This window comes from Actimicrobium antarcticum (assembly GCF_039536745.1).
GTDB classification, from domain to species: domain Bacteria; phylum Pseudomonadota; class Gammaproteobacteria; order Burkholderiales; family Burkholderiaceae_D; genus Actimicrobium; species Actimicrobium antarcticum.
In genome coordinates this window covers 779,162-790,400 of record NZ_BAAAZE010000008.1, presented here as the reverse complement: position 1 = coordinate 790,400, position 11,239 = coordinate 779,162, and the positions used below count along the sequence as shown (strand labels likewise).

14 protein-coding genes are annotated in these 11,239 nt (G+C 59.0%); 3 read left to right on the top strand and 11 right to left on the bottom strand.

Features of this window, described 5'->3' with window-relative positions:
* Positions 1–11: 11 nt before the first annotated feature.
* A complete protein-coding gene (locus tag ABD720_RS19340; protein ID WP_425547968.1) occupies positions 12–269 on the bottom strand; it encodes a helix-turn-helix domain-containing protein in 258 nt (85 codons plus the stop codon).
* A gap of 754 nt (positions 270–1,023) precedes the next feature.
* Here ABD720_RS19340 and ABD720_RS11570 point away from each other — a divergent pair.
* The 3 genes from ABD720_RS11570 (at position 1,024) to ABD720_RS11560 (ending at position 3,230) form a co-directional block, all read left to right on the top strand.
* The gene (locus tag ABD720_RS11570) at positions 1,024–1,281 is read left to right on the top strand and encodes a hypothetical protein (protein ID WP_344763440.1); all 258 of its coding nucleotides are present in this window, start codon (positions 1,024–1,026) and stop codon (positions 1,279–1,281) included.
* A gap of 367 nt (positions 1,282–1,648) precedes the next feature.
* Positions 1,649–1,984 carry a hypothetical protein gene (locus ABD720_RS11565; protein ID WP_344763439.1) on the top strand — a complete coding sequence of 112 codons (336 nt, stop codon included), beginning with the start codon at positions 1,649–1,651 and terminating at the stop codon, positions 1,982–1,984.
* Entirely contained in the window at positions 1,968–3,230 is a 1,263-nt protein-coding gene (locus tag ABD720_RS11560; protein WP_344763438.1) for a type II toxin-antitoxin system HipA family toxin, read from the top strand. Before ABD720_RS11565 ends, ABD720_RS11560 begins: the two co-directional genes overlap by 17 nt.
* A 247-nt stretch (positions 3,231–3,477) precedes the next feature.
* Here the strand turns inward: ABD720_RS11560 and ABD720_RS11555 are convergent, their stop codons facing one another.
* From ABD720_RS11555 to ABD720_RS11510, 10 genes are all read right to left on the bottom strand, one after another.
* On the bottom strand, positions 3,478–4,404 hold the full coding sequence (locus ABD720_RS11555; protein ID WP_344763437.1) for a F0F1 ATP synthase subunit gamma: 927 nt from the start codon (positions 4,402–4,404) through the stop codon (positions 3,478–3,480).
* Positions 4,401–5,966: an alternate F1F0 ATPase, F1 subunit alpha gene (locus ABD720_RS11550; RefSeq protein WP_344763436.1), complete on the bottom strand. Its 1,566-nt coding sequence runs from the start codon at positions 5,964–5,966 to the stop codon at positions 4,401–4,403. Before ABD720_RS11550 ends, ABD720_RS11555 begins: the two co-directional genes overlap by 4 nt.
* Positions 5,963–6,814, bottom strand: a complete 852-nt coding sequence (locus tag ABD720_RS11545; RefSeq protein WP_344763435.1) for a F0F1 ATP synthase subunit B family protein — start codon at positions 6,812–6,814, stop codon at positions 5,963–5,965. Before ABD720_RS11545 ends, ABD720_RS11550 begins: the two co-directional genes overlap by 4 nt.
* 3 nt (positions 6,815–6,817) lie before the next feature.
* Positions 6,818–7,099, bottom strand: coding sequence for a F0F1 ATP synthase subunit C (locus tag ABD720_RS11540; RefSeq protein ID WP_344763434.1), 282 nt, complete (start codon positions 7,097–7,099; stop codon positions 6,818–6,820).
* 64 nt (positions 7,100–7,163) lie between these two features.
* On the bottom strand, positions 7,164–7,865 hold the full coding sequence (locus tag ABD720_RS11535; RefSeq protein WP_344763433.1) for a F0F1 ATP synthase subunit A: 702 nt from the start codon (positions 7,863–7,865) through the stop codon (positions 7,164–7,166).
* Entirely contained in the window at positions 7,855–8,169 is a 315-nt protein-coding gene (locus ABD720_RS11530; RefSeq protein ID WP_344763432.1) for an N-ATPase subunit AtpR, read from the bottom strand. Before ABD720_RS11530 ends, ABD720_RS11535 begins: the two co-directional genes overlap by 11 nt.
* Positions 8,166–8,528 carry an AtpZ/AtpI family protein gene (locus tag ABD720_RS11525; protein ID WP_344763431.1) on the bottom strand — a complete coding sequence of 121 codons (363 nt, stop codon included), beginning with the start codon at positions 8,526–8,528 and terminating at the stop codon, positions 8,166–8,168. The genes ABD720_RS11530 and ABD720_RS11525 overlap by 4 nt, the downstream gene beginning before the upstream one ends.
* A complete protein-coding gene (locus ABD720_RS11520) occupies positions 8,521–8,910 on the bottom strand; it encodes a F0F1 ATP synthase subunit epsilon (protein ID WP_344763430.1) in 390 nt (129 codons plus the stop codon). Before ABD720_RS11520 ends, ABD720_RS11525 begins: the two co-directional genes overlap by 8 nt.
* The gene (gene atpD / locus ABD720_RS11515; RefSeq protein WP_344763429.1) at positions 8,900–10,345 is read right to left on the bottom strand and encodes a F0F1 ATP synthase subunit beta; all 1,446 of its coding nucleotides are present in this window, start codon (positions 10,343–10,345) and stop codon (positions 8,900–8,902) included. The genes ABD720_RS11520 and atpD overlap by 11 nt, the downstream gene beginning before the upstream one ends.
* A gap of 51 nt (positions 10,346–10,396) precedes the next feature.
* On the bottom strand, positions 10,397–11,170 hold the full coding sequence (locus tag ABD720_RS11510; RefSeq protein WP_344763428.1) for a PRC-barrel domain-containing protein: 774 nt from the start codon (positions 11,168–11,170) through the stop codon (positions 10,397–10,399).
* Between the last annotated feature and the right edge of the window lie 69 nt (positions 11,171–11,239).

The following is an 11,239-nucleotide window of genomic DNA, read 5'->3' as shown; positions in this document are numbered from 1 at the left end:
GGTCGCACCGGTTAGCGAGAAAGGCGCGTTTTTTGAGCGGTTGACTGTTGTCGTTGAAGATAAGTTTGCGGTCGATTCGGGTCGCTTCGACCGACTAGGGCAAGGATGTCAGAGGTACTAACAAGCCGCCTGCCGCCAAATTTAAACGTCCGAATCGGGCAATTGCCGGCGGATATTTGGTTATAGAGAGTCTGGGAGGCGACGCCCAGCATGAGGGCGGCTTCGCGGATTGAAATAGCCAATGGGCTATTATTGATAGTTGATTTCATTTTCAGCACACACCAATTTTGGACTGTGCGTCCCCCGTGGGGCGGTCACAGCGCATTTCGATTATGAAATGCTGGGGGTGCTGAATACCGGTCTCCATACCCTGACTGGAGCCGTTTTAATAAAGTTCCGATCGCCATTCGGAATGCTTACGCGTTGGTCACAGGATTTCAGCTATAACCCTAACCAGGGGCGATTGCTGATCGCCGCCTATTCCGCGTAATTCGGCACCAATTCAGGCGCTGGCTCAAACGGGTTACATGCCACTAAATAGCCTATCGTATAGGCTGGCATTTGTCAAAAACCGCTGCTTTTCTGCTATCCTTGTTTTGTTTTCCAGGTATCGTTTTGGGTATCGCCTGAAGAGGCGAAACCGCACTTCGCGGACTTTTTCCTACTGAACTTTTCTTTTGCAATCAATGGGATGCACGTTGCGTGAAGGGGTCTCCCGCCGCCTCCACCATTAACACGCTAAGCCGTTGATTATTCAACGGCTTTGTCGTTTCTTGACGTCCGATCTTGCTTGCCACCACAACCAGGCACCCCAAATCGGCATAGAAATGGCATACACCCTTCGCACACCTTCACCAATTACTATCCGGCACACGCTCCATGGCTACAGGAAAAACGAGACGTCACCATTGACCAAGCCTCGCGCGTTGCCAAAGCAGCCAATGATGTCCACGCAGACCACTTTGACGTGCCGGTGTCAGATATCGACGACCATATAATTGCCGCCACACTTACGCTTCAGTGATGTTGTCGTCTGGGGAAAATCCGCTGTATGTCGCTGAACAAATGGGGCATGCCGATTGGAGTATGTTGATTAGTGTTTATAGTCGGTGGATGCCCAGCGTCGACAACCTTGCCGGGCAACGGGTCGCTGATGCAAATAGCAAAGTATGGGACTCTCTTGATTTGCTGATGGCGAGCAAGCGAACGGCTGACGAAAGCTGCATGTCAGACGTTGACGATACCGATGATGACCTCGATGAGGATGCTTTTGAGATGTGAATAAAGAGCGCGGTTTGAAAAGTAATTTACGAGGGGCGGCGACATCGTTGATGTCACCGCCCCTAATGCATTATTACCAGCAACCAGCATTTGAGATAAATACCAAAAACGCGACAATGTTAAGCACATACCACGCAATAAAACGACACACCTTAGAAGGTACGGTGGGGTTGTAATAGGAAATGGCATATCCGGATTCTTGTGTGGAGTCGTCTGCAGGCTCCCAATGCCGGCACGCTGCTGACACGCATCATAGAGTCGTCGCCATACTACATAACGGCTCATCCATGGTTCAATCACATACATAATACTGTTCATAGATAAAGCGTTACATGTTATAACGACCTATCTATGAATGGAGTATCTCATGCCGAATAAGCTCTCGAAGGCTGAAAACTGGCCAACACTGGTGCAGGACCGGCTCACTGCATGGGGTAAGTGCATTAACACGCAGCGTCTGCGTCAGCGTATCGCTGTCGCTGATTTGTCTGCCCGACTCGGTATCTCCCGGACGACGCTGCTACGGATGGAAAAAGGCGACCCAGGTGCCGGTGCAGGCGCTTATCTGACTGCGCTTCTTGCGCTAGGCATCATCGATCAGGCGGCACCAGCACTGCCTGCGGCGCTTTGGCAAGGTGACTATGGTCAGCGCGTCAAGCTGAGCCGGCAGGAAAAGGGAGCTGACGATGCTGAGTATTTCTAAACCGATATACATCTACCTGCAGCGGCCAGATAGCGGCGAGTGGGTCACAGTTGGCCGGTACAAGGCGGGCCAGCCCGGAGAAGGTTTTTTCAAGTACGCCCCCTCCTACCTTGATGCCGGGCTTGCCTGGGCCATTGACCCGCGAAACTTACCGTTTTTGCCGGGCACCGAGGTCACGGCGCCACGGTATCAAGGCCTGCATGACGTGTTGCGAGATGCCTGCCCGGACGCATGGGGACAGGCTTTACTACGCCGGGAACATACTCTGCCGGAAGATGCCTCGTTGCTGCACTATTTGCTCAAAGCCAGCAATCTTGACCGCTGGGGTGCGCTTGCCGTAGGTCCAAGCGCCAAACCGCCTGACGCGAAAGCTAACACCTCTGGCCTGCCTCAACTCAGTGAGGTTATTGAAGAATTGACGGCACTCGCGGAGCGCCGTCCTGCGATACGCGCAAAGCTTCGTGCAAGGTTGGTCCAGACGGCCAGCGTGGGTGGTGCGCGGCCGAAAACCACGGTGCAAGGCGACAACGGTCAGTTTTGGCTGGTAAAGCCGGAAATTACAAGCGATGTTGCCAATATTCCTCTGCTCGAACACGTGGCTCAGCAGTGGGGTAAGGCAAGTGGATTAAATTTTGCCCAGACAGTCTTTCACCCTGCCACAGGGGGCAGGAATGCGGTGCGGGTTCTACGGTTTGACCGAACCGGCCGGCAGCGCCACATGTGTGTGAGCGCCGCGTCGTTGTTGCAGGCCGAATATCCGGGGCTCCTCCAGACGGACCGCTGTAGCTATCCGCGTTTGGCGGAAGAACTGCGGTTGGCAGGTGCGCCAGTTGAAGATCGTGTCGAACTGTTTGGGCGCATGGTGTTCAATGCGGTATGCGGCAACGATGATGACCATGTGCGTAACCATGCCATTGTCTATAACGCGGAGGGGCGCTGCTGGCGGCTCGCGCCGGCTTTCGACGTCGTGCCTGACCCGGTGGAAACGCCAGTTCGCCTTCACATGCAGTTATCTCAGGGTCGCTTCGACATTTCTCGGGACGCGGTGCTGGCTGACGCACATCGTTTCGGCTTTACGAGTGCAACGGAGGCAGCAACCTGCCTCGATGCCCTGCTGGCACGTATCACGGCTGGCTTTGACGCCGTCGCGCATTGGCTTGACCAGGACTGGAAAAAGGTACTGCACGAACGGTTGTCTCACAATGTTGGCGTCCTGAGCAGAGGGCAAGGACTCAGCGAGAGGTAGGCACGTCTGACGCACTTAGGAACCGACGGTTTGTTAAGCAGAATACCTTGACTGCCTGCGCCTTCTCCGCCGCGAGGGCAATGCCGCGCCGTTTATCGCAGCCATGCAGAAGATTCAGCGCTGGGCGGCCGCTTTCGATGATCAGGACCTCATGCGCGACTTCGTCAAAAAGCAGCGAGAAGCCGCGGCACAGGACGCTGTCTCGTGTCCCGCATACTCGACTGGCCTGGCAAGGACTGCTGACACTTCAATTGCCACGAACCGACAACGATTCATACCCCGACACCACGTCAAACAACTCCTCGTCAATCGAACTCTGGCGCAGGCCATGAAACGCACCATGCAGATTTTCCAGCAATTCATCGATGTTCTTGTCGGCCCGTTCCATGGCCGCCAGACGACTCGCGTTCTCGCTTGCGAGCGATTCGGCGCATGCGCGAAATAGCGAGATGTACAGGTATTCGCGGATCAGGGCGCGCAGCGTCGTCGTATCTGCACGCCGGTCTTCTTGCCGGTCCGCGCCCATGACTTCCGGCGAAATTTTCGATGGCCAATCGACTTTCGCCAGCTTGTGCAGCCATTCGCCGTCAAGCGGCAATAGCCGTTGGCTGACCGGCGCGAATACCGCGCCCGACTGCGGGCTGTTATGAAAGACGTACAGACGCGCCGACTCTTCCCGAGCGCCATGCGCTTCGGTATCGATTTGAATTTGCCCGACCAGTGGCGCGATCGCCTTGACCGAGGTTGGCACGGAAAACAATCCCATCAGCCGCAATCCGGAATCGGCAAGGCGGGCATGGACGCGTTCGCCGACCGCCCATACCTGCACGTCGCCGGGCATGCCTGACAATGTCTCGATCGCAAAGTCGGCCACGACATCATTGAACTGCCCGACCAGTCCCTGGTCGGAACCGAACACGATGGCGTTGACCGGATCAGTCGCACTGCCGGCGTGCGGCTTCCGGTCAGAGCGCCGCAAGCGTGCCGGATCACTGGTGCGCACACAGGCGCTCAATCCCAGTTCGACAGTCCGGTAGTAGTCGGCCAGCGCCAGAACCGATTGTTCGTACTGGCCGATATTCGACGCGGCCAGTGCTTTCATGGTCCGGACCACCGATTGCAGGTCGCCTGCGCTGTCGATCTTGCGCCGCAGATTGGCCATGCTGTTGCTCATGGCCGGACCTTGCCCGGCGGTGTGGCCTGCGCAGCCGGCTGAAACGATGCCAGCGCAGTACGGGCGACATCGACAATCGTCGTGCGGTCCTCGTCGCTCAATTTTTTTGCGGTCTCGAAGCGCGCGCGCACGTCTTGCGGGATGTGTTCGGCAGCGTCTTTCGCGGCCTGCTCGGCCGCCGTCATGCGCTCCAGCGGCACTTGATCGAACAGGCCGGCGCTCAGCGCCAGCAAGGTGATGATCTGTGCGGGGACTGCCACGGGCGAGAATTCCGGTTGCTTGAGACAGGCCCGAATCCGCTGGCCATGTTCGATGATCTTGCGGCTGTCGTCATCGAGTCGTGCGCCGAAGCGGGCGAAGGTTTCCAGTTCTTCAAACTGCGCATAGCCGAGCTTGAGATCACCGGCCACTGCGCGGTAGGTGGCGCGTTGCGCCTTGCCGCCGACACGCGACACCGATTTGCCGACATCGACGGCCGGCAGCACGCCGAGTTCGAACAGCGACGGCGACAGGTAGATCTGTCCATCGGTAATCGAAATCAGATTGGTCGGTATGTACGCCGAGATATTCTGTGCTTCGGTTTCGATGATGGGCAACGCCGTCAACGAGCCGCCACCACGTTCCTTACTGAGATGCGTGGAGCGCTCCAGCAATCGCGAGTGGATATAAAAAATATCACCGGGAAAAGCTTCGCGGCCGGGCGGGCGCCGCAGCAGCAGCGAGAGCTCACGATAGGCGCGTGCATGTTGCGTCAGGTCGTCGTAGACGATCAGCACGTCGCGCCCTGCTTCCATGAAATATTCGGCAATGCTGGTCGCCGCATACGGTGCGATATACGTCCGCCCGGGCGGGTCGTTGCCTTCGGTGACCACTACCACCGTGTAGGCCAGCGCGCCCTGCTCGCGCAGCACGGCCACCGTTTTGGCGACCGCCGAGGCGCGCTGACCGATAGCGCAATACACGCACACGACATCGTTGTCACGCTGGTTGAGTATGGTGTCGAGCGCGATCGCCGTTTTGCCGGTTTGGCGATCACCCAGGATCAGTTCGCGCTGGCCGCGTCCAATCGGAATCATCGCATCGACGACCTTCAGACCCGTTTGCAGCGGCACCGTCACTGGCGCGCGGTCCATGATGGCCGCTGCCGGGCGCTCGATCGGCAGCCGCATCTCGGTCATCAGCGCACCGTTGCCGTCGAGCGGACGGCCGAGCGGGTCGATCACGCGTCCCAGCAGCGCGTCGCCGACGGCTACATCCATCACGCGACCGGTACGCAGCACCTGATCGCCGGCGTTCAGCAGCGCGTAATCACCGAGCAGCACCACACCGATTTCATCAGCATCGACGTTGAAGGCGATGCCGAAAATATCGCCGGGGAACTGGAGCAACTCATCGGAACCAACGCCAGGGAGTCCGGCCACTTTGGCAATGCCGGTGGTGACGCTGATGATGGTGCCGACCTCGCGCAACGTGAGCTGGGCAGTGTAGGTATCGCGTACCTGACTGATCCCGGCGAATGCGCTATCGAACGCGGTTTGCAGGCCGCCGGACTGGATTGTCACGGCGTGGCCTCGACTGCCGTAGCGGATGCCGCTTGCGGGTTTGGTCCCGTCAGAGACGCCGGTACGGCAGGCGCTTTGGACACGGGTTGCGCCTTTTCTTGCAACAGGTCCGCAACGCCGGCCTCCAGCGTCTGCAGATACTCCGCGATGTTCCATCCTGCCTTTTGTCCGTTCGCGCTCAACTCGATGCCACTGACCAGATCGGGGGCGACCTCGAACCTGAGCGGGATGTCGGCGGCAAACAGGTGTTTGACCGCGTCCTGTATCGCGCTGCACTGCGCCGCCGGCAACGCGAATGCACTACGCACCAATGCGGGACTGGAGCCGGACTTGAGTGCGTCGGAAAATCTGGCCCTGGTCGGCTCATCCAGTGCCTGCAAGCGCTGTACAAAAACCCCGGTCACGCTCTGCTCCAGGCTGGTCGTGGCCAGGTCGGCCAGGGTCTTGCGCGCGATCGCGAAGACTTCCTGCTGCGTGCGGCTGCTGATGGCCTGCTGCAAATTCCTGGCGTCATTGTTCAGCGCGGCTTGCTGCTTGACGCGCAACGCCTCTGCCGTCTTGCGCGCGTCTTCCTGCAACCGCCGGCCTTCGGCCCTGGCCGCCTCGGTTGCCTGGCTCAACAGGGTTGCGCGCTGCTGGTCGAAGGCAGCATTTTTTTGCTGGAAGGTGTCACGTTCTTTTTGCGCTTCGGTTTTTTTGGTGTCGGCATCCGCCAGTTCAGCGGCGATTTTTTTCTCGCGCGCAGCGATCGCATCGAGGATAGGCTGGTACAGAAAGCGCTTCATCAACCACACCAGAATGACGAAGTTGAGCACTTGCGCCCCAACGGTAAACCAGTCGATTAACACGGCCTATTTCCCGGGTGTCTGGGAAATTACATAGTTCCAGAACGGGTTGGCAAAAATCAGAATCATCGACACCACGAAGCAGTAGATCGCAGTGGATTCGATCATCGCCAGACCGACGAACAGGGTGCGCGTGATGGTGGCAGAGGCATCCGGTTGCTGCGCCAGTGCCGTCAATGCCGTGGCGACTGCGCGCCCTTCCGCCAGCGCCGGTCCGAGGCAGCCAAAGCTGGTGGTGACACCCGCGCACAAGATTGACGCCACCGCGATCATTGACATGTTGTCCATGGTATTTCCTTCGTTGATTGATGAAATTTACAGCCGGTATGCAGGGCCGGGATTCAAAGATGGCTCAGGCATGCTGCGCCGGTTCGGATATCGCTCCGGGTTGATTCACACGCGTCGCAGCAGCGATATACACCGCTGCCAGAATGCTGAAGATGTACGCCTGCACCATGCCGGTTAGCAAACCAAGTGCGGTCATCACGATCGGAAACAGGAACGGCGTGATGGTCAGCAGGATGGCGATGATCATCGCGCCGCTCATCATGTTGCCGAACAGGCGCACTGCCAGGGCCAGCGTGCGCGACAGTTCGCTGATCAGGTTAAACGGCAGCATGATCACGGTCGGCTCGATGTAGGACTTGAGATAGCCGCGCATGCCCTGTTGCGCAATACCGAAATACGGTACCGCCACAAAGACGCACAACGCGAGCGCGGCGGTGGTCGAGAGCGAACCGGTCGGTGGTTCATAACCGGGGACGACGGTGAACAGATTGGCCGTCGCGACGAACAGGAACAGCGTGCCGATAAACCCGATGTATTTTTTGGGATTCGGCAGGCCCACTTCGTCGATCTGCGTCAGGATGGCCGAGACGATAATTTCCAGCAGATTCTGCCAGCGCGTGCGCTGCAGATCCATCGACAAGTTGCGCGTGATCAGCTTTGATCCGATGACCAGGATCAGCATCAGTGCCCAGGTGAAGACGATGGTGGCGTTGAGTTTGACAAATCCGTGCTGCCAGAAAATCAGCTCGTCCGGGCTAAGGCGCATGAGAGGCTTTCTGTTTGGCACCGACGCCAGGTTCCACAGGCAGTCGGGTTGCCCACGTCACGCCAGCACGCGCGGCCATGAAGCCGAGCAGGCACAGTACCAGGCGTTCCCAATGGGTGCCTGCGACCACATAAAATCCCGCCAGCGTGATTCCCATCCGGACCAGCAGGCTGACCAGTATCCACAGCGCCGGGCGCGGTGACGCCATGCTTTTACGGATCGTCCACCACAGGCCGCCATAGAACAGCAAGCCGAGTGCGATGCCAGCCACAGCTGCCAGCAATAGCAACAACGGGTCATTCATTGTGCAGCTCCTTGATCGTCATTGTGTTCGTCGCGCAGTTCGTCACCCTGTTCGTCACGCAGTTCGTCACGCATAGCGCGATCTTCCTTGTCGACCCAATGCCAGGCATTGAAACAACCGAGCACCAGTCCTGCCATCAGCAGCGCCAGTGTCCAGCCGTGCCGGCCCGGATGATGGGTGTCGAGCCAGATGCCGAGCGCCGCACCCAGCAGGGTTGGCACCACCACCGACCAGCCGATCAATCCCATCATGCCCAGTCCGAACCAGACACCCTGCGTGCTGCGTCGCGCCTTCAGCTTGCGGTTCGCCCTGGCCCCGATTTCGTCGGCCAGGTTTGGCGGTGTCGGCTGGTCACCCATGCTGGAACCGCGCGAAGCGATGCAAAAATCCGGATTCGAGTTTCGCCATGACCGTGCGCACGCTTTTCTCCTGCTCATCCAGCGCCGAAAATTCCTGCTCGACCGAGTCCCGTAATTGCGCCAGATCGGTACCCTGGATCGCACGCCGCACCGACACCAGCACGTCGTCTCCGGCCTTGATCAGTATGCCTTCATCGACCGCCACGAAGACCTCGCCGTCGGCATCGGATTGATACGTCAGGATGCCCGGCACCAGCGCCGCGACGCAATCACGCCGGCGCGGCAACAGGCCGAATGCGCCATTGCGCGTCTCGGCGACGATGCGCGCCACGTCGTGCGTATCGACGAAGATTTTGTAGGGCAGCAGGATCTTAAGATGCATGGGGCGTTGCCTCTGCTTCGACCGGCGCGGCAGCCCTGTCGGCCTTCGCTTTCATCGTCGCTTCATCGATACTGCCGATCATGTACAGCGCACTTTCCGGCGTGTCCCTGAACTCGTCATTGAGGATGCGCTCGCAGCCATCCAGCGCATCTTTCAGGCTGACCAGCTTGCCGGTCAGGCCGGTGAATTGCTCGGTCGTAAAAAATGGCTGCGTCAGAAAGCGCTCCAGCCGGCGCGCCCGCCCAACCACATTGCGGTCTTCCGGCGACAGCTGCTCCAGGCCCAGCATGGCGATGATGTCTTTGAGCTCGGCGTACTGCGCGAGAGTGCGCCGGATTCGTTGGGCCAGCGCGTAATGCCGCTCGCCAACGATGCCGGGTGTGGCCATCTTCGAACTCGATTGCAGCGGATCGATCGCCGGAAACAATCCTTCGCTGGCACGTTTGCGCGACAGCACGATAGATGCCGACAAGTGCGAAAAGGTATGCACCGCCGCCGGGTCCGTGAAATCGTCGGCCGGCACATACACCGCCTGGATCGAGGTGATCGCCCCGCTGTCGGTGTTGGCGATGCGTTCCTCCAGCCCGGACAGCTCGGTGCCCATCGTCGGCTGGTAGCCTAGCCGCGATGGCATCTGCCCCATCAGGCCGGACACTTCCATGCCAGCCTGGATGAAGCGAAAAATATTGTCGATCAATAGCAGCACGTCGCGATGCTCATCGTCGCGAAAATATTCGGCCATCGTCAAGGCCGCGTGGCCGACCCGGAAGCGGGCGCCGGGCGGCTCGTTCATCTGGCCAAACACCATCACCATGTTCGGCAGCACGCCCGCTTCTTTCATGTCATGGTGCAGCTCCTGCCCTTCGCGGCAGCGTTCGCCGATGCCGCAAAAAATGCTCACGCCCTGCTGATTGCCGACCATGTTGTGGATCATCTCGGTCAGCAGCACCGTCTTGCCGACACCGGCGCCGCCAAACAGCCCGGCCTTGCCGCCGCGCTCCAGCGGTACCAGCACGTCGATCACCTTGATGCCGGTTTCGAAAATGGCCGATTGCGTTGAACGCCGGGCCAATGGCGGCGGCTCCCGATGTACGGAACGCCATTCGACATCGGTCAGCGGTGCTTCACGATCGATGACATTGCCAAACACGTCGAACATGCGCGACAGGATCTGCTTGCCGACAGGTACTTTCAATGGGCCGCCAGTGTCCTCGACCGGATCACCACGGGCCAGTCCCTGGGTCGGGGTCATCGCGATTCCACGCACCAGATGCGCATCCATCTGGGCCAGCACTTCGATGGTTATTTGCTGGTCTTTTCCGGCCCGCAGCACGGTATGAATCGGCGGCAGATGGGTCTCGAAACGGATATCGACGACGCTGCCCCGCACGGCGGCGATCCGGCCGCGATTCGATCCCGCGATGTTGTTGTCCATAGTTGCTTACGCCTGTTGCTTGCTCATGTTACTGCCTGGCCGGATGCGCATTCAGCCTTCCTTGTTCCAGTATCCGCGGCGCGCATGGGTGTCATGCAGGCGTGTTTCAGCATCGCGGTCGAGGATGGTCGACTCGTCATAGGCCGGGCTCTGCTTGATCGCGTCCTGCGTGAGCGTGGTGAATACCCGGCTATCGAGCCAGTCGATGCGGTCGATCCAGCTGGTGGCGATCAGCACTTTTTTGCTACCCGGCCACCAATTGCTGGTGTCGACCAGCAGATACCGAATGGCCCACGAGTCGACGTCGTAAATGAAATCATCGATATGACCGATATTGCCATCGCTGGCCTCGACGAAATAGCCGCGCACGTTTTTCATGCTGCGCAGGTGTACATCTTCGGGCTTGACATCGGACTCACGCTGATCGCGCTCTTCCTGCGAGTGCGAGAGTCCTGCCGGCGGAATCAAGGGGTACTCTCCCATCGACCACAGCCCGGCATCATTCCAGTACGGCGGGTAACCGTAGTAGCCCAGATAGGCGCGTTCGTGCTGGCGCGAGACCGGCTTGTGGGTGTCGACATCGGGGCTGTCTTTTACCTGGGAACGTGTCAGCGAGACATTGACGATCGCGTCGCTGGCCAGCGGCGGCACCACCGAATACGGCGAGATCAGCACCCTGCGACTGACGAGCCACGTACCGGTGTCAACCACCAGGTAGCGGATCGCCCATGCCACATCATCGAAATAGGCGTCCTCGACATTGCCGATCTCGCCATCGGTTGCGTTGACGATGGATTTGGTTAGCGTGCTTGCGTTTTTCAACATGATTCACTCTCCTGGTTGGTTGGTCGGTTGGTTGGTCGGTTGGTTGGTCGGTTGGTTGGTCGGTTGGTC

Excerpts from the sequence above, each read along its gene's own strand:
- ABD720_RS19340 (WP_425547968.1), bottom strand. The coding sequence starts at position 269 with ATGAAATCAACTATCAATAATAGCCCATTGGCTATTTCAATCCGCGAA.
- ABD720_RS11570 (WP_344763440.1), top strand. The coding sequence starts at position 1,024 with ATGTTGTCGTCTGGGGAAAATCCGCTGTATGTCGCTGAACAAATGGGG.
- ABD720_RS11565 (WP_344763439.1), top strand. The coding sequence starts at position 1,649 with ATGCCGAATAAGCTCTCGAAGGCTGAAAACTGGCCAACACTGGTGCAG.
- ABD720_RS11560 (WP_344763438.1), top strand. The coding sequence starts at position 1,968 with ATGCTGAGTATTTCTAAACCGATATACATCTACCTGCAGCGGCCAGAT.
- ABD720_RS11555 (WP_344763437.1), bottom strand. The coding sequence starts at position 4,404 with ATGAGCAACAGCATGGCCAATCTGCGGCGCAAGATCGACAGCGCAGGC.
- ABD720_RS11540 (WP_344763434.1), bottom strand. The coding sequence starts at position 7,099 with ATGGACAACATGTCAATGATCGCGGTGGCGTCAATCTTGTGCGCGGGT.
- ABD720_RS11535 (WP_344763433.1), bottom strand. The coding sequence starts at position 7,865 with ATGCGCCTTAGCCCGGACGAGCTGATTTTCTGGCAGCACGGATTTGTC.
- ABD720_RS11530 (WP_344763432.1), bottom strand. The coding sequence starts at position 8,169 with ATGAATGACCCGTTGTTGCTATTGCTGGCAGCTGTGGCTGGCATCGCA.
- ABD720_RS11525 (WP_344763431.1), bottom strand. The coding sequence starts at position 8,528 with ATGGGTGACCAGCCGACACCGCCAAACCTGGCCGACGAAATCGGGGCC.
- ABD720_RS11520 (WP_344763430.1), bottom strand. The coding sequence starts at position 8,910 with ATGCATCTTAAGATCCTGCTGCCCTACAAAATCTTCGTCGATACGCAC.
- atpD (WP_344763429.1), bottom strand. The coding sequence starts at position 10,345 with ATGGACAACAACATCGCGGGATCGAATCGCGGCCGGATCGCCGCCGTG.
- ABD720_RS11510 (WP_344763428.1), bottom strand. The coding sequence starts at position 11,170 with ATGTTGAAAAACGCAAGCACGCTAACCAAATCCATCGTCAACGCAACC.